The 16247-nt window shown below is 50.9% G+C and carries 23 protein-coding genes and 2 tRNA genes; 16 read left to right on the top strand and 9 right to left on the bottom strand.

The genetic code is table 11. The features are described 5' to 3' along the window. Nucleotides 1-68 precede the first annotated feature (68 nt). The 4 genes from HY394_05575 to HY394_05560 form a co-directional block, all read right to left on the bottom strand. Nucleotides 69-701 carry a DUF4013 domain-containing protein gene (locus tag HY394_05575; GenBank protein ID MBI4053475.1) on the bottom strand — a complete coding sequence of 211 codons (633 nt, stop codon included), beginning with the start codon at nt 699-701 and terminating at the stop codon, nt 69-71. An 83-nt stretch (nt 702-784) separates the two neighbouring features. Next, nucleotides 785-1048 carry a hypothetical protein gene (locus tag HY394_05570; GenBank protein ID MBI4053474.1) on the bottom strand — a complete coding sequence of 88 codons (264 nt, stop codon included), beginning with the start codon at nt 1046-1048 and terminating at the stop codon, nt 785-787. A gap of 4 nt (nt 1049-1052) precedes the next feature. Beyond that, on the bottom strand, nt 1053-2375 hold the full coding sequence (locus HY394_05565; GenBank protein ID MBI4053473.1) for an aspartate kinase: 1323 nt from the start codon (nt 2373-2375) through the stop codon (nt 1053-1055). A 52-nt stretch (nt 2376-2427) separates the two neighbouring features. Continuing rightward, on the bottom strand, nt 2428-3240 hold the full coding sequence (locus tag HY394_05560) for an arginase family protein (GenBank protein MBI4053472.1): 813 nt from the start codon (nt 3238-3240) through the stop codon (nt 2428-2430). Nucleotides 3241-3283: 43 nt separating this feature from the next. Between HY394_05560 and HY394_05555 the strand changes: the two genes are divergently transcribed. Then, nucleotides 3284-3670 carry a hypothetical protein gene (locus tag HY394_05555; protein ID MBI4053471.1) on the top strand — a complete coding sequence of 129 codons (387 nt, stop codon included), beginning with the start codon at nt 3284-3286 and terminating at the stop codon, nt 3668-3670. A gap of 9 nt (nt 3671-3679) precedes the next feature. Here the strand turns inward: HY394_05555 and HY394_05550 are convergent, their stop codons facing one another. Beyond that, a complete protein-coding gene (locus tag HY394_05550; GenBank protein ID MBI4053470.1) occupies nt 3680-4084 on the bottom strand; it encodes a translation initiation factor IF-5A in 405 nt (134 codons plus the stop codon). A gap of 157 nt (nt 4085-4241) precedes the next feature. On the opposite strand from HY394_05550, the gene HY394_05545 reads away from it, so the two are divergent. From HY394_05545 to HY394_05520, 6 genes are all read left to right on the top strand, one after another. Continuing rightward, nucleotides 4242-4703: a TIGR00288 family NYN domain-containing protein gene (locus HY394_05545; GenBank protein MBI4053469.1), complete on the top strand. Its 462-nt coding sequence runs from the start codon at nt 4242-4244 to the stop codon at nt 4701-4703. 4 nt (nt 4704-4707) lie between these two features. Beyond that, nucleotides 4708-5202, top strand: coding sequence for a DUF2226 domain-containing protein (locus HY394_05540; GenBank protein ID MBI4053468.1), 495 nt, complete (start codon nt 4708-4710; stop codon nt 5200-5202). Between the two features lie 11 nt (nt 5203-5213). Beyond that, nucleotides 5214-5705, top strand: a complete 492-nt coding sequence (locus HY394_05535; GenBank protein MBI4053467.1) for a hypothetical protein — start codon at nt 5214-5216, stop codon at nt 5703-5705. Between the two features lie 84 nt (nt 5706-5789). Next, nucleotides 5790-6581, top strand: coding sequence for an AAA family ATPase (locus HY394_05530; GenBank protein MBI4053466.1), 792 nt, complete (start codon nt 5790-5792; stop codon nt 6579-6581). 9 nt (nt 6582-6590) lie between these two features. After that, on the top strand, nt 6591-6809 hold the full coding sequence (locus HY394_05525) for a small nuclear ribonucleoprotein (protein MBI4053465.1): 219 nt from the start codon (nt 6591-6593) through the stop codon (nt 6807-6809). Between the two features lie 78 nt (nt 6810-6887). Next, nucleotides 6888-6961, top strand: a tRNA-Ala gene (locus tag HY394_05520). A 179-nt stretch (nt 6962-7140) separates the two neighbouring features. On the opposite strand, the gene HY394_05515 is transcribed toward HY394_05520, so the two are convergent. From HY394_05515 to HY394_05505, 3 genes are all read right to left on the bottom strand, one after another. After that, on the bottom strand, nt 7141-8610 hold the full coding sequence (locus HY394_05515) for a hypothetical protein (protein ID MBI4053464.1): 1470 nt from the start codon (nt 8608-8610) through the stop codon (nt 7141-7143). Nucleotides 8611-8824: 214 nt separating this feature from the next. Further along, nucleotides 8825-8896 (bottom strand) — tRNA-Val (locus HY394_05510). Nucleotides 8897-8940: 44 nt separating this feature from the next. Next, complete coding sequence (locus HY394_05505) at nt 8941-9951, bottom strand: tRNA lysidine(34) synthetase TilS (GenBank protein MBI4053463.1); 1011 nt, start codon at nt 9949-9951, stop codon at nt 8941-8943. A 36-nt stretch (nt 9952-9987) separates the two neighbouring features. Here HY394_05505 and HY394_05500 point away from each other — a divergent pair, with 36 nt between their 5' ends. Together HY394_05500 and HY394_05495 are read left to right on the top strand one after the other, a co-directional pair. Beyond that, nucleotides 9988-10662, top strand: coding sequence for a hypothetical protein (locus HY394_05500; GenBank protein MBI4053462.1), 675 nt, complete (start codon nt 9988-9990; stop codon nt 10660-10662). 370 nt (nt 10663-11032) lie between these two features. Continuing rightward, complete coding sequence (locus HY394_05495; protein ID MBI4053461.1) at nt 11033-11632, top strand: 50S ribosomal protein L15e; 600 nt, start codon at nt 11033-11035, stop codon at nt 11630-11632. A gap of 22 nt (nt 11633-11654) precedes the next feature. Here the strand turns inward: HY394_05495 and HY394_05490 are convergent, their stop codons facing one another. Beyond that, nucleotides 11655-12020, bottom strand: coding sequence for a hypothetical protein (locus tag HY394_05490; GenBank protein MBI4053460.1), 366 nt, complete (start codon nt 12018-12020; stop codon nt 11655-11657). Between the two features lie 58 nt (nt 12021-12078). Between HY394_05490 and HY394_05485 the strand changes: the two genes are divergently transcribed. The 7 genes from HY394_05485 to HY394_05455 all read left to right on the top strand — a co-directional run bounded on the left by HY394_05485 (nt 12079) and on the right by HY394_05455 (nt 16247). Next, nucleotides 12079-12630: an HD domain-containing protein gene (locus tag HY394_05485; protein ID MBI4053459.1), complete on the top strand. Its 552-nt coding sequence runs from the start codon at nt 12079-12081 to the stop codon at nt 12628-12630. Further along, a complete protein-coding gene (locus HY394_05480; protein ID MBI4053458.1) occupies nt 12623-13033 on the top strand; it encodes a hypothetical protein in 411 nt (136 codons plus the stop codon). The genes HY394_05485 and HY394_05480 overlap by 8 nt, the downstream gene beginning before the upstream one ends. Nucleotides 13034-13135: 102 nt before the next feature. Beyond that, nucleotides 13136-13471: a hypothetical protein gene (locus HY394_05475; GenBank protein MBI4053457.1), complete on the top strand. Its 336-nt coding sequence runs from the start codon at nt 13136-13138 to the stop codon at nt 13469-13471. 6 nt (nt 13472-13477) lie between these two features. Beyond that, the gene (locus HY394_05470; protein MBI4053456.1) at nt 13478-13786 is read left to right on the top strand and encodes a hypothetical protein; all 309 of its coding nucleotides are present in this window, start codon (nt 13478-13480) and stop codon (nt 13784-13786) included. 297 nt (nt 13787-14083) lie between these two features. Beyond that, nucleotides 14084-14821: an archaeal proteasome endopeptidase complex subunit alpha gene (locus HY394_05465; protein ID MBI4053455.1), complete on the top strand. Its 738-nt coding sequence runs from the start codon at nt 14084-14086 to the stop codon at nt 14819-14821. Between the two features lie 37 nt (nt 14822-14858). Next, on the top strand, nt 14859-15557 hold the full coding sequence (locus HY394_05460) for a ribosome assembly factor SBDS (GenBank protein MBI4053454.1): 699 nt from the start codon (nt 14859-14861) through the stop codon (nt 15555-15557). A 6-nt stretch (nt 15558-15563) separates the two neighbouring features. Beyond that, on the top strand, nt 15564-16247 hold the full coding sequence (locus HY394_05455) for an RNA-binding protein (GenBank protein MBI4053453.1): 684 nt from the start codon (nt 15564-15566) through the stop codon (nt 16245-16247).

The raw sequence follows: 16247 nt of genomic DNA, 5'->3' as shown, positions 1-16247 counted from the left end.
CGTTTAAATTTGTTTGCCAGAAACGAAAAAAAAGAAAAAACAAGAAAAAGAAGAAAAAAGGGGAAGGCTCAGTTGTAGCCTTCCGCAAGGATTGTGATGTACGCGGTCTGGAGCGGGAAAACAAGCAGCAATGCAAGAACCCAGCCGACAACCGGAATTACTCCCAAAACCACGTTGATTATCACCGCAATAATGAGCACTATGGCCAGGGCGGCAATGAACCTGAGCCTGAAAAAATTCTTTACGGCCTCGCCGAATTTCAGGCCGTCGCCGATTCTGTTGGTCCTCGCGGCCAGAAGCATGGCAGAGGTTCCGAACAATCCGCCGAGCAATGCAAGCAGCAACGCCAGCAATATGAACACGCCGCCTGCGGCAATCGCAGTAGTCATTGAATTCAGTATGTTTCCGGGATTCGCCAGTATCGCGGAAATTGCCGCGCCGACGCCGATTGCGCCGACAATGATTGCCGGAATATAGTATATTATCATCAGCACGATAAGCTTTAAGCTCCTGACAACCAGGCCGACCGGGTCACTCCACTCCGGCAATCCCGGTTTGCCTTTTGTAGAGTTCACGGCAACCCTGAAAAGATAGCCCGGCAGCAGCAGAATGTTGACTATCGGAATCAATGAAACGATTATGCCTATTGCAAGTTTTGTTATGTCCGAAAACGGCTTTTTGAAAGCCCCCGCAATATCCATCAAACCAACCCCCAAAATAAAATTATTTTTATCAAAAATAGGCTTTTTATGTATTTAAATGCGCGGTTCGGCTTGTCATTTTTTCACAGGATTCTTTGAAGGGCTTTCCTGGCCTTCGCCTCGTTTTTTTCGCCTTTCACTATGATTTTCCCGCTTTTGTAAAAGCTGAATTCCAGGCCTTCAAATTTTGCCATGACGACGAAAGGGGTTTCCATTTCAACGCTCGCACCCTTTTCCCGAAGCCTTTCCGCCATGCCATCCAGCCCGCCGGCGGGCTTTTTCTTCGGAATGAACTCCAATGCCGCGGAGCCGCGGCACGGCCGGACGGAAAAATCGCTAATCTGCATAGGATTAGTTTTCTTCAACAAACTTTTTATGCAGTGCCCTCACTGCCTTGTCCGCGTCCTTTCCATCCACGACGAACGTCAGGTTTATTTCGGGTGCGGCCTGGCTGATTGTCTCGACGTTGATGCCGTTTTCCGCGGTTGAAGTGAAAACCTTTCCAGCAAGGCCGGGCTTTCCCTTTATGCCTTTTCCGACAACGCTGATAATGGCGCGGTTTCCCTCGACAAGCACGCTTGCGAAATCCCTGATTTCTTTCACGGCATTTTCAAGGTCCTTTGCCTCATTGTTGCTGACCGAAAACGAAATGTTTATCTCCGACGTGGCAATCAGGTCGACTGAAATCCTGTTCCTTCCGAGAATGTCGAAGACCTTCGCGGCAAAGCCGTAAGAGCCCAGCATTTCTGCCGCCCTCACGTTTATTATGGAAACGCCTTTCTTGCTTGAAATGGCCTTGACCCTGTGCTCGGTTTCATGCGCCTTTTCGCTGATGATCGTGCCCTCATGCCCCGGATCGAAAATGTTTTTCACCAAAAGCGGGATGTTCTTGCGCACGGCAGGTTCGACAGTTCTTGGATGCAAAACCTTTGCGCCGAAAAAGGCAAGCTCGGCCATTTCGTCAAACGACAGGGAGGAAATGGTTTTAGCTTCCGGCACAATGCGCGGGTCCGCGCTCATGATGCCGTTGACTTCCTTCCAGAATTCAATCTGCCTGGCATGGATTGCCGCGCCGACAAACGAGGCAGTGTAATCCGTTCCGCCCCTGGCAAGCGTCGTGATTTCGCCTTGCCTGTCCTTTCCGATATAGCCGGTTATGACGGGCACGTCAACGCCCTTCAATTTTGCAAATTTTTCAGAGATTGCCTTTTCCGCTTCCGGCAGGGGCTGTGCCTTTCCGAAATTGCTGTCAGTAACCATGCCCAGGTCCCACGCGTCAAAAGCCTTGGCCTTGACCCCTTGTTTTTCAAAATGGGCCGCCACAAGCCTTGCGCAAAGCCTTTCCCCGAAACTCGCGGCAAAATCCCTTGTCTTTGGATTCACGTCGTGGATTCTGCTGACGACCGAAACAGCTTTTTCAAGTTCCGCAAAAAGCCGGTCCAAAAGCTTCTCATCAAGGCCAAGCTCTTTCAGCGCCTGGACATGGATTTGCCTTATCTTCGCGACATTCGATTTTTCCGCAAACGAGCCAAGCAAAAGGTCGGTTATGCCTTTCATCGCGGAAACGACCACGACAGGCTTTTCGGCAAGCCTCGGCTTCACTACCGAAAAAACGTTTCTTATTTTTTCCGCGTTCTCCAGGGCCGCGCCGCCGAATTTCATGACAACAACCATGCATTCCACCGGAAAAAGACTTGCGTGCGAATTTTATTAAAAAACCCATTGTTTATTGCGAAATTCGTCGGAATCGGGCAATCTTTCCGATTATGCGGGCCGCCAATCCAACGGTTTTCCGGCCGCCGTTCATCGAAGGATTGGCTTCGACCAGGTCATATGCCTTCACTTTGCCGCTTTCAAGCAAAACATCCAAAAGCGAGAAAAACGGCTTTTCCAGCAAACCTTTTTTTTCCGGATATCCTGTCGCAGGCGCAAAGCCCGGGTCGAAAGCGTCGATGTCGATGCTGACATAAATGTTTTTCCGCTTTGCCAAAAACCCCCGCAATTGCGCCCTTGCCTTTTGCGTTTCAAGGTTTGCGGTTTGCGGCGCAATGCTTTTGATTTTGTTTTTCCGCAGGAAACCCTTTTCGACATCAAAGACTTTTCTCAGGCCGATGATAAGCAGATTTTCGGGCTTCAGCAAACCTTCTTCAACCAAAACCTTGTTCATGTCCTCGTGGCTCACGGGCTTGAAAAACTGGCAGCAGTCGGCGTGCGCGTCAAAAATCACCAACGCCGAATCCTTGCCGAAAGTTTTCGAAAAAGCCCTGAACAATGAATACGTTATGGAGTGGTCGCCGCCCAGAAAAACCGGAAATTTTTCCGGACCCGCCTTTTCCGCAAAAGCCTTTTTTGCAGCCAAAAAAATGGCTTCATCAGTTGCCTCGATGTCCGATTGCACGACTGCAACGCTTTCGTTTTCAGGCTTGATGCCTTCCTTTTCCAAAGCCTTTATGATTGCGGCAGGCGCTTTGGCGCAACCGCGATTCTTGTCCAGACTGCCCTGCTCGCTGGGCACCAGAAAGATTTTTGTTCTCTTCACAATCCAAATATGCCGACAAACTGATTTAATTTTGGTGTTGAAAATGCCGTCTGCCCACAAAGTTCTATGGCTTGAGGAAGACGACAGCATTGCCGAGCTTGTCAGGGTCAATGCCCCCAAATGGTTTCCGGGCGCCCAGGTTTTCGTTGCGGAAACACCAGAGCAGGCGAGGGAATACCTTGCCCACAATGCCCCCCGCATAGTTTTTGGGGAAATCTGGCGCGGCGACGAAATCCATGAAAGATTCAGGGACTTAATGCTTGAGATACGGCGCCGTGCCCCAGACTGCAGGCTTGTAGTGGTGTCAACGCATGGCCCTAAAATAGCAGAACACGTGCCGGGGTCGGCGCACATCGGCAAGCCATTCCGCCCGGAACAACTCACAACACACTATCGCGAAGCAATAAGGCAAAGGAGAAGCCCGAGATAAAAAAGCCGGTCATCCGCCCTTTTTCCTTACGATTTTGACAAGCGAGCCCCACTTGTTGTATTCGACTTCGACGCCGCTTTTGAGGCCGGGAATGTCTTTCGGATTATCCGTGTCGAATGTCTGGTAAGTTTCCATGTCCATTATCTGGACCCTGTCACCCATTACAGCGACAACCTGGCCGTTCGCCTTTGTGATGATGGGAACCTCGGCTTCGGCGCCGGTCTGCTTCAAAAGCGTTTTTTTCTGGCCCGTGAAAATGTCAAACGCGGTAATCCTCGCCTTTGCCGAGCCGTGCTTTCCCGGCTTGGACTTTTCAATGCCCCTGATCTGGCACGCAAAGCCGTCAATCAGGACATAGTTGCCGACTTTGAGTCCGCCGACATCCGAAAACTTTTTTTCTCCAATTTCGACCATAATTCCACCAAAAACAGTTTCAAGACGATTAGCTCCTGAAGTTTTTAAAATACTATTTGTTTGCTTTTGGCATTTCCGCCCGGCTGGAAGCCTTTTTTCCGGCCTTTGGGAAAGCATAAAATAGGGATTACCCAATATATTTGCGGGGTTTTTTCCGGTGTTCGAAAACGTTGGCAGGGCAATCCAGAAGGCGTTCAAAAAGAAGGACCGGAAGAACCTGGCGGTTTTCGTCGACGGCCCCAACATTCTGCGCAAGGAATTCTCCGTCGACCTCAGGCAGATAAAAAAGGCCGTCGAACCCCTGGGCGAAATAAAGGTGGCAAAGGTTTTCCTCAACCAGTTCGCGTCAAACAAGCTCGTTGAAGCGGTTGTCAACGAGGGCTTTGAAAGCATAATAACAGTCGGCGACGTTGACGTGGCAATGGCTGTCGACGCCACTGAAGCCGTGTTCAACCCGAACATCCACTGCATTGCGTTCGTGACGCGCGACTCGGATTTCCTTCCAGCCGTGGTGAAAACCAAAAAATACGGAAAGGAATCAGTCGCAATCCTCGTCGATGACGCTTCCTCGTCCGCGCTGAAAAACACCGCCGACAAGGTAGTCTACCTGGGAAAGTGATGCAATGGCTCTGAACATTCCCGCGGGCAAGGTCATTGAAAGCAGGCTTGAGCTTTCAAAATCGGATTTTCCGCAAAGGGCGAAAAAGCTCATGGACCAGGGATTCACAGGATACATCGTCCTGACAATCGACGGATACGCCGGAATTGAGGAAGGAATGCTGTTTTTCCGGAAAGGAGGGCTTGTCGCTTCAACCTACCATTACGACAAGTTCGACATGACGATCTTCGGCGACTTCGCGGCAAAGCAGGTGTTGAACGCGTCAAAGGCGGAATTCGGCGTTATCGACATTTCAGAGCTTTCGATGCCGCAAATGGAGCTCATTGTGGCGTTCAACGAAAAGATTTCGCTCACGCGGGAAATTTCCCCAAAGGATTTAAATAAGCTTTTGCCGGCAGTTTACGTATCCGATTACTCGCAGCAGGTTCTGTCGGACGTTCTCAAATTAACGGAATCAAAATACGGTCTTTTCAAGAAGCTTGGCTTGCAGGAAATCTGAGGCTGGAAAACATGGCGATTTTTTCAAGGATTTCATCCGCGTTCCGTGATTTTGCGTCCGCTGTCCTTGACCTCGAGCGCACCGGCCTGCCAAAGCACCAGTCCGTTTTGCTCAACGACATCGCGTCAAGGCACAATTTTTCGGTCAAGGCAGTCGACTTTTCAAAGGCCCTCGCAGTGGTAAAGAAAAAGCACCTTGTCGACTCGGTCATAGTTTCTAAAAAGGACGGCACCGTGATTGTCTCGACGCACGGCAACGGCTTCAAGGAATCCATAACCGCGACCGCTCTTTTCAACTATGTTTCATCCGAACTGCCTGAATCGGAAGTGACGCTGATAAAGCAGAAGGACGACTGGCTCATGGTCCTCCCATTCGAAGACAAGATTTTCATTGTCAATGCCGGCTCAGACGTTTCAACAATCGAGCTCAAGGCGCTGGCGAGGGAAATTGAAAAGCTCATAAAGCGCCAGGCCGACCAGCAGCCACAGCAGCAAAGCGCCTGATTTTCCGCCAGCGAAGTTTTTTTAACGATAATATGTCCTGTTAGGTAATCAGGTAATGCCCAAATTTTGTTTCAGTGGTTTTCCATGGGACGCACAATAACAATCGCATCCGGCAAAGGCGGCGTCGGAAAAACGACGATAACGGCAAACCTCGGCATAGCGCTCGCAAAGCGCGGCAAAAAAGTCCTTCTGATTGACGGCGACATCGCCATGGCTAACCTTTCCCTCATTCTCGGCATGCAGTCCTCGCCGATAACACTGCACGACGTACTGCTGGGCGAAGCGGTTGTGCAGGACGCGATTTACGACGGGCCCGGAGGCATATCGTTCATTCCATCCGGCCTCAGCCTTGAAAGCTACCGCAGGGTTGACTCGGAGCGCCTTGCATCCGTAGTGAAGGCAGTCACAAACGACTACGATTTCGTTTTCCTCGACGCCCCTGCCGGAATAGAAAAAAACGTGATGGCGGCAATCAATGCGTGCGAGGAAACGCTACTTGTGACGCAGCCAAACGCGCCCTCGCTTGCCGACGTGCTCAAGACAAAAATCGTTTCACAGCGCCTCGGCAAAAAACCCATCGGCATAATAGTGAATTTTGTAATGCACGAAAAAGGCGAGATTTCCGACGAGGACCTCATGCGCATGATTGAACTGCCGGTTTACGGCCTCATCCCATTCGACGCGGAAGTCAGGAAATCATTCATGCAGGAAAAAGTCGCGCCCCTTGTGCTGAGGAATCCGGACAGCCCCGCGGCAATCGCGATACAGAAAACCGCGGCAAAGCTTGCCGGCCTTCCAGTCGAATTCATCGGCGGAAAACGCGAAGGTTTTTTAAGCAGGTTATTGTCAATATTCTCAAGGAATAAAAAACAGTGATGAAACAATATGACGTCAAGACCATTCGATTTTCTCAATGACGCGATCGGAAAAGAGGTTCTGGTCATGCTCAAGGACAACGTTTCAATCCGCGGAACCCTCAAAGCCTTCGACGTGCACATGAACATAGTGCTCGAAGGCGCGGAACAGCTCGAAAACGGCTCGCCAAAGGCAAAATACGGGAAGCTGATGGTGAGAGGCGACAACGTGCTCCTCATCTCCCCATGAAAAAATTTTCGTGGCCGCCAAGGCGCCTTAAAACCATTAAAAAGCTTTCACTTCCCAATTCTGATTGGCAAAAAATGCGGGCCGGTAGATCAGCCTGGTAGATCGCCACATTGGCATTGTGGAGGCCGCGAGTTCGAGTCTCGCCCGGTCCAACCCGCTTTCGAGCGGGTGTGCCGACGCACTATGCTCGCTTTGCTCGCATAGCGCTGCCTCGCTTCGCTCGGACGGCGGTTTCGTCCGCAGCCGGTTTCGTCCGGCTGGTACGAACCAAGGCGTATTGCTGATCGCAATACGCCGGGTAAGCAGTAACAAAATCAAGAGAGCAGAAAATTCAGTTTTTCTTTTTCGCCTGCTCTTTCTTTTTTTCCTTTTCCGCGAGCTTTTCGACCGCGATGCCCATTTCGTCGGCGAAATTCTTTTCAAAGGCTTCAAGCTCTGCTATTTTCGCGTCAATCCGCTTTATCCTCTCGCCGCCCCTTTTGTCAAGGTCCTGGGCCATTGCATTCAGCCTGCCGACCGACTCGTTGAATTTTTTGACGTTCTCCTCTATAACCCTGATGAACTGCTGCTTGAACACGTCAAGGTTCTTCATTTCTTCCGAGAATTTTTCCGGGTCGACTTCCTTTTCAATCCTGGCCCGGTAAGAGTCCAGCCGCGCTATTGCGTTGTCGGCTTTCTTGTCCGCCGCCTGCTTCTGCATCGAGAAAATTTCAACAAGTTTGTCCTCGGATTCCTTGAACAAATCCTTCTGCATTTTTTCAACTGCCCGCTGGTTTGACTGCCTCAGCGAGCCGGCGAAGGACGCGAGACTGTCGCTTTTTTCCCGGATGCTGTCGAGTTCCGCGCGGATTTTGCCGGGGTCGACCTCGGCCTTGAGCGCGGAAATGCTTTTGAGCTCCTTTTCAACGCGCTGCGCCAGTTCGTCGCTTTTCGCCAAAGCCATTTCGTCGATTTTTGCTTCCGCGTCTTTAAGCAGGCCTTCCGCTATTTTGGATTCGAGTTCGAGCGTCCTTGAAACCCTTTCGTCTATTTCCTGCATTTTTTCCCTTGAATTGTCGAGGAAATCCTGCATTTCGCTTTTCGACTTTATGAGTTCCGCAGTGGCTTCGGACATGATTGTTTTTTTCGCGTTTTCAAGCGCCGCAATTTTGCCGTCAAAATCCTTCACCGCATCGTCGTGTTCCTGGCGCTTTTTTTCAAGCTCGGAGAGGTTGGATTTTATGCCCGAATTTATGTCCTTGAGTTCCTTGACCTTTGCGTCGATGATTTTTGTGAGTTCCGCGGATTTTGCTTCCAGCTGCGCGTCGACCTTGGCGGACAGCAGCGAGGCCTTCGACTCGAAAAGAACCGTGAGCCGTTCAACGCCTTTTTTTGACGCGTCCGAAATTTTCCTGTCGATGACGTCGTCAAGGCTTTTTTTGAGCCGTTCCATTTCGCCAAGTTTCTGGTCAACCGTCGTGAGAATGCCTTTTTCCCAGAGCTTGTTCAGGTTGACTGTTTTCTGCACCACGATTTTCGGCTCCTCGGCCGCGCGCCTTTCCATTATCACCGGTTCGGGCGCGGAAGGCGGTTCGGCCATTGCAAGCCTTTCAGCGACGTCGCGCAAAACCTTGCCGGAATCGCTTTTGACCTCTTCAAGGACTTCTTCCGCTACAGGCTTGCCTTTTGCCTCGCGGATGAGCCTTTCCGATTCCCCCTGCGACAGGCCCACGTCTTTCAGGTTGAGGATTATTTCCTCGTCGGAAACGTCCAGCGCTACAAGCTTTTTCACGCTGTCCAAAAGGATTTGTCTTCTGTCCATGGCCACCAAAAACCGCTGAATGCAAAAATTAGTGCCGTTCGGGATATAAAAGTTTTCATGCCGGCGGTTTGGCGTAAAACGCGCCTGGCGGAAGAATTGACGCGGCAATCGAAAAAATAGCTTACCCGGCGTATTGCGATCAGCAATACGCCTTGGTTCGTACCAGCCGGACGAGACGGCTGCGGACGAAACCGCCGCCGGACGAAATCGGCTTTGGGCCCGGGCGGAATCGGACCGCCGGTCTTCTCCACGTCAAGGAGACATCATACCACTAGACCACAGGCCCGTGCAGATAACTTTTTTTGAAGGCAATTAATTAAAAATTAAGCCTCAGGCAAGCTTTGTCGTTGCGCACGTCAAAGTTTTGTCCCTGCGGTTTTTTGCACGCGTTTTCCTCTCAAGCTTTCCGAGCCTTTCAAGGAGAAGGCTTTGCGTGGTTTCGCGGTTCTGGCTTTTATGACTTTGCGCGCTTTGGTTTTGTTCGGACGTTTTTTTTGCATTGGCGGTTTTTTTGAATCCTTCGAGGAAGCCGATGATTTTGAATTTCGAGCCCGGAAACCTTTCCTCCATGCTGTTGAGCATTTCCCTGAAAGCATTTCTTTTGGCCTGCCAGCTGAAAGGGCAGCACTCTTCGCTGTAGGTTTCAATGCCAGAGAACGCGGCAAAGGCAATCACTTCCTTTTCAGGGGAGAGGTAAAGAGGCTTTACGCGCGGAACCATTGCGCCGGTTTCATCGGAATCCGCGATCGGCCCCAGCCGCCCCATCCTCTTTGTGTCGTTGTCGAAAACATTCATGAGAATGCTCTGGCATTCGTCGTCGAGGTTGTGGCCGGTCGCAAGCTTGTCAAAATTTCCTTGGACCGCGTACTTGTTGAGGATTTCCCTTCTCATCGGCCCGCAGTAAGCGCACGCGCTTTCCACCGCCTTTTCGCCGCCGATTGCGTGAAAAACGTCACTTGTGGTTTTGCCGAATTCGGACTTGTGCGAAACGACGGTGAACGGAACGTTCCAGTCCTTGCAATGGGCTTTTGCGATTTTCAATGCCTTTTCCCTGTAGCCTGGAATGCCTTCGTCAATCATGAGCGCTTCAAGCCGGATTGCCGGGCTGAAAATCTTGTGCAAAAGATACAGCGTAACGAGCGAGTCCTTGCCGCCGGAAACGCCGGCCAAAACCTTTTCACCCGGCTTCACGAGGCCGTTCACCCGGATGGTTTTGCGCACGCGATGCTCGAAAAATTCCGTGAAATGCTTTTCGCAGTAGTCGTGCGGACCGTAAGAAAGGTGCATTTTCGCAGCCTTCCCGCACCTTTCGCACTTTTTCGCCTTGGCTTTGTCGCCCATAAAACTATTTTAAGCCGAAGCAACGCTTTTATTTGCATGGCGGAAAGCGGCAGCAGTGCAAGCAAGCCGGGCCGGAAGGGCGCAAGGTATGGCCTGGAAATCTGGCGGAGAAACAAAAGGAACATAGAGGGCGAAGAAGTAATTGCTTATGAGGTTTTGCTGGTTGACACGCAGTCTTATGCTGTTCGGAGTGCGCCCCGCCGCGGTGAATTTGTCGGCTACATAGGCTCACCGGCACTTGCGGAAGTCGTGAAATCACATAACCTGCACGCAAACGTCAAAATCGGTGACATTGAAATCAAGGACCTTGGCAGCCGTTTGCGGTATGGCCAGTTTTACCCGTTTAATAATTTGGGCTTTGAAAGGTTTTCGGGCCTCGGCATGGGCCAAAGGGTTGAGGCGGCAATTTCAAAGGACCTGGCGAAAAGGTTTCCGGGTCGGAAAGTTTATCATGGCCTGGATGAAACCGTGAGCACGGCGCGGAAAAACATGCTTGGCAAGGCTGATTCAAACTGGCGTGACGGCACGCCGATTGAAACGCGCCGCAGGCAGTGGCTTGATAGGATACGCGATTTCCGCTGGAAACAGCAAGGCGAAGCCGGCGTGCAAGGCTACGGCGAGCCGCGACCCAAAACGCTTGAGGAAGTCAGGGCGTGGAAGGCAAGGCACGGAAAGAGCAATTCCTTGCCGCAAAGGCGCGCACAGCCATAGATTGCCATGTTTGGTGAAATCGGCTTGTATGGGCATTCGCATAACCAGAAATTTTACAACTGCTTACTCGGCGTGTCACAACGCAGGGGCTAGCGCCCCTTGCAAACCCCTTGCGTGGTATTGCTTGCGCAATACCACTTATGCACAAACAGCATACTCGGCGTATTGCGATCAGCAATACGCCTTGGTTCGAACCAGCCGGACGAGACGGCTGCGGACGAAACCGCCGCGCGAAAGCGGGCATAGAAACCCTTTAAAAGCTTGCCTTGAAAAAAGCTATTATTGCGTTTCTTTTTCTTGAAATTCTTTTTTCAAGATTTTGAGGCAGGTTTTTTTGTTTTGAATTTTGAGGGTGTTTTTTGTGCCGGCAATGAAAGCAATCCAGCAGACGTTTGAAAAGGAATTCGGCGGCAAGAAGGACAAGGCCTACGATTACAAGGCTATCCTGAGGCAGCGCATAATCGCGTACAGGAACGAGCCGGAAGCCATTGTGAGGGTTGAAAAGCCGACAAACCTGCCGAGGGCAAGGAAATTAGGCTACAAGGCCAAGGAAGGCTTTGTGGTTGCAAGGGTGCGCATCCGCAAGGGCGGCGGCCAGCACCTGCGCCCGAACGCTGGCAGAAGGCCAAAGCGCATGGGCATAACAAGGCTGACGCGCAACCTGTCAATCCAGGCCATTGCGGAAGCAAGGGCGGCCAAAAAGTATGCCAACTGCGAAGTTTTGAACTCTTATTATGTCGGCGAGGACGGCCAGCGCAAATACTTTGAAGTAATCCTTGTTGATGTGGCGCATCCGGCAATCATTGCCGACAAGAACCTTGAATGGATTACCTTTCCAGTCCACAAAGGCAGGGCGAACCGCGGCCTGACTGCAAAAGGCAAGAAGTCAAGGGGCCACTGGAACAAAGGCGAGGGAACTGAAAAGTCAAGGCCTTCAAAGCGCGCCGCGCAGAAAAAGAAGCAGAAGTAAGCATTGGCATTTTCCCGTTATTTCATTTTGCTTGCCATTCTTTCTGCGGCAATTTTTTCCTTTTCAGTTTAAGTGCCAGAATTCCGAGCAGGAAAACCGCGGGCAATGCAAGCAAAAGCAGGATGTTTTCTTTTCCAATTCCGGCAATGCCTTCAATCAGGCCGGCGTTGTCTTTGCCGAGGCCGGCGAAAAACCGCGGTTCGGCAAAGATTTTTGCCGCAATGAAAAGCATTATTGCAAGGTATGCGGCTGTCAGGGCAATCCTTGCCGGGGAGGCCTTCTGTTTTTTTGCCAATGCGAGCTTCATGCGCCTGAACGCGATGAATGCGTACGCGGCAATGGCAATTGCAACGAGGGCCAATGCAATGATTATTGTTTCCAATCCCATTACGATTTGTTTGCCTGCACGCATATTTATTTTTTTTGCAGCAAGTTCTGTTGGTTGCATGGCCGTGATGTCAGTTAAAAGCTGCCTTGACCTGCTTGAAAAGCACGGTGTTCCACAGCACATTGTCGCGCATTCCCTGAAAGTGCACGAAGTGGCGATGTTCCTGGCGGAGCGCATGGATGCGAAAGGCGTTAAAGTCAACAAGGCGGTGGTGAGCGCATCGGCTTTGCTGCACGACATCGACAAGCATTACTCTTTTTCAAACCCGGAAATCCACGGCGAAAAGTCGTTTGAAATTCTCGTCGGGGAAGGCATGCCGAAGGTCGCGGAAATAGTCAAAAAGCACATGCTTGGCACCATACTCAAGGAAGGCGGCGAGGGCCTGAATTCGCTTGAGGCAAAAATCGTCTTTTACGCCGACAAGAGGGTAAGGCATGACTCCCTTGTTTCGCTTGGCGAACGGTTCGCATACCTTTTCAACCGCTATGGCGTGAAGGGAAACGCTTTCAGGGAAACAATCGAAAAAGCCTATCCGGCGGTCCTAGGACTGGAAAAGGAACTCCTTGCCATGGCCGGCTGCGACGAAACACTGGGTGGAATGGGTGCCTGAAAAAGCAATGCCGGAAAAAGGAAGTAGCGGCAAAACCGCAGGGCTTAAACATCCAAGCCTTGTTGGAAAAAAGCCTGCAAGAATAAGGCCGAGCAAGCGGCAAAAAAAACGCTATCTGCTGTTCAAATTCAAGGGCAAAGCCGCCGGACGGTTTTTCGGAAAAGCCGGCAGGCATGCCCTGGAAAACGCTTTCAACTCGCGGTTCGGAAAGCCGCTGATAACCGTCATTGTGCTGTCAGAAAGCCATGGCATCTGCCGTTGCGCAAGGCCACTCGCCGTGTCCGGCAAGGCAAAACAGGCGATAAACGCTTCAGGCCTGGCTGAAAGCCAGAGGACAAGCGGAACCATAAAAAGCCTGAAAGGGACCTTGTTTTCCGGGCCAAAAACGCCTAAAATGCCTTGAAAGTGCGGTTTACTGGCAATCTGTTGCAACGGGAAAGGCTTAAATAGGTGAGGGGCACCAATATGTACAGTATTCACTTCCTACAATTAAGGAGTGGTGTTTATGGGGAGAGAACAAACAAAATCGACCAAAAATTGGCGCGAGGAAGACGAAAGCATTCAGCTCAGGATTCCGGTCGAGGAAGCGCCGCACTTTTCAAGGCACAAGCTTCTCGAACAATACGTTGACATGCGCGTCAACCAGGCAAAGGCAATGCTCAAAATGATTTTCTGCGTTTTCGGCATAATTGTCGTTCTGCCTCATCCGGTCATAAACCTGCTCGTGGTTCCATTCGGCTTCGTGCTCGGCTTCGAACTCAGGTTTTTCAAAAGGATGACAGAATTCAAGGACATAGTGTTTTCAAGGCACAATATTCCTTATCCGAAGTTCAAGGGGTGATGAAGCATGGCTGGATATGAAGCAGTTCCGCACATCAGGGTTCCCGTCAGGGAACAAGGGCATCTTACAAGGTATGACCTCATACACGGTTACAGGGATCTGCTCATAAAGCAGAGCTGGAACCTTTCGACAGCATTCGGCTGCCTTTTCGGAGCAGTAGTGTTGCTTGCAAAATTCGGCATGGGGCCGTTTCCCTTGCTGGCGGCAGCCATACTCGCCCTCGTGGCGGGCTGGAACCTCCAGGAATGGCAGTTCATGGAATTCAAAAAGCACGCGTGGAAAGGACGTGACTACGTGCCCTACCCGATCTGGTAAAATTCATTCTTGGCGGAGAGAAAAAAGATTTTTTTCTCTCCCCCATCTCCCCTTCGGCGGTTTCGTCCGCCGGGTTCGACGACGGGTACTTCGCTGTTGCGCAGTACCCATCTGCTTTATTTTCGCATTAAACATTCGGGGATTGTGAGGGGGAAGCCCCCTACACGGGAAGCTCGCGCTGCCCGATACCCGACTGCTTTCTTTTTTTCGTTAAACCGCCTCAAAACCTTTATATAGTTATCGCTCTAAAACTTTCTTTGTCAAAGTAAAGTAAGTCAGTTTTAACGGTGGTTTTTTTTGTACCCTATTTCTCGCAACAAGCAGACTTCTGCATACGACCGCGTTTCAACCATGTTCTCGCCTGACGGAAGGCTGTACCAGGTCGAATACGCCTCCAAAATAGTCGAGCAGGGAACCATGGGAATCGGAATAGCCTACGACAAGGGCATTCTTTTCGGCGTCGACAAGAGGGTTTCGTCAAAACTGCTTCTTCCGGACTCCATTGAAAAGCTTTTCAAGGTCGACGACCACATCGGCGTCATAAGCGCGGGCCTGGTCGGCGACGCAAGAAGGATAGTGCAAATGGCGCGCAAGGAAGCCCAGGAAAACAGGATGTACTACGACGAAAAAATCCAGGTCGAAACCCTTGCTAAGAGAGTTGCTTCCATGAAACAGCTTTACACGCAGTACGGCGGAATGAGGCCGTTCGGCGTTTCGTTTGTCATAGGGGGATTTGACGAGACCGGGCCGAGGCTCTTCGAAACAGAGCCGTCAGGCGCCCTCGCGGAATATTATGCGGTTGCAATCGGAAAAGGAAAAAAGGATGCAATGAAACTGCTGGAAAAGGATTTCAGGGAAAAATTGTCCTTTGAAGAGTCCGTTTTGCTTTGCTCGGACGTGCTTGAAAAAAGCCTCGGCGAAAAGCAGAAGCTTGACATTCAGACCGTTGAATTCGCGTTCATCGAAAAGGACACGCCCTTCACAATAGTCGAAAGGCAGAAAATAAAATCCTTGTTGAGCAGGAAACCATCCTGAACGGGCCTTTTCCAAATTTTCAGGGGGATTTTCCGGAATGGTGAAGCTTGAAGAAGCGGTCATAGCAAGGCTGGAAACGCACGGCGAAAAATTCGAGGTCCTTGTCGACCCGGACCTTGCAATGGACCTCAAAAAGGGAAGGCAGCCGAACCTCAACGAAATGCTCGCGCTGGACAAGATTTTCAAGGACGCGAGAAAAGGCGAAGAGGCTTCGGAGAACAAGCTCAAGGAAGTTTTCGGCACAACTGAAATTGGCCCGATAGTCAAAAAAATCATTTTACAGGGAAACGTTCAGCTTACAACGGACCAAAGGAAGCGGATGAAGGAGGAAAGGCACAGGGAAATAGTGCAGTTGATTGCAAGGAACGCATTGAACCCGCAGACAAACTCGCCGCACCCGCCCCAGCGCATTGAAAACGCGCTTGCCGAGGCAAAAATAAACGTTGACCCGGCAAGAACGGCTGAAGACCAGATGCAGGAAATACTCAAGGAAATAAGGAAGCTGATTCCGATTTCCTTCGAAAAAATGCAGGTCGCGGTGAAAGTTCCGGCAACCTTTGCGGGGAAAGTCTCGGCTTTCCTGCACAATCATGATCTCAAAAAAGAGGAATGGCGGAACGACGGCAGCCTGATAGCATTGCTGGAAATTCCCGCAGGCATGAAAGCTGAATTGTTCTCCGAACTCAACCATTTAACGCATGGCGAAATTGAAACAAAGATTCTGGAAAAAAGGTGAAAAAAGATGAAAAGGATTGTTTTGCCCGGAGAAGTCGTCTCCGAACAGAGGAAAAAGCCGGGAAGCCACGTTTTCGTTTCAAACGGAAAAATCGTGTCGGACTGCCTTGGCATATGCGACGAGGATGCAGGCCTGGCTTCGGTCATTCCCCTGCAGGGCTGCTACCTGCCGAAAGAACATGACATCATAATCGGGATCATTGCGGAGGAAAAGTTCTCCGGATTCACGGTCGACATAAACGCGTTTTCAACCTCCTATGTCCCGAAGGACTTCTCCTTGGAGGGCGCAAAGCGCGGCACGGTCGTTTCGGCGAAAGTGATGGGCATCAACGAAGTCAACGAAGTCGAAATCTCCGATCTCCGGGTTTTGAGGGGCGGCGACATTCTCACGGTTTCCGCGGTCAAGGTCCCGCGCATAATCGGGAAAAACGGTTCAATGCTGGCAGTGCTCAAAAACGGCACGGGCTGCAACCTGGTTGTGGGAAGGAACGGCCGCATCTGGGTGAAGGGCGGCAATGAAATGCTCCTGCAGAAGACCATAAAAAAAATAGAGGACGAGGCGCACAAAAGCAACCTCACGAACACGATTGAACAGTTTTTGAAGGAAGAAAACGGGAAGGCCGGCAACTTGCACGTGCATGCGCCCGCGGAAACGCCTTCTGATGAAGAAAATTTTGGAACGGTGGAATGA

It is taken from the genome of Candidatus Diapherotrites archaeon (assembly GCA_016205145.1).
Taxonomy (GTDB): Archaea; Iainarchaeota; Iainarchaeia; order Iainarchaeales; family JACQJH01; genus JACQJH01.
This window is presented reverse-complemented; position numbering and strand designations above follow the sequence as displayed.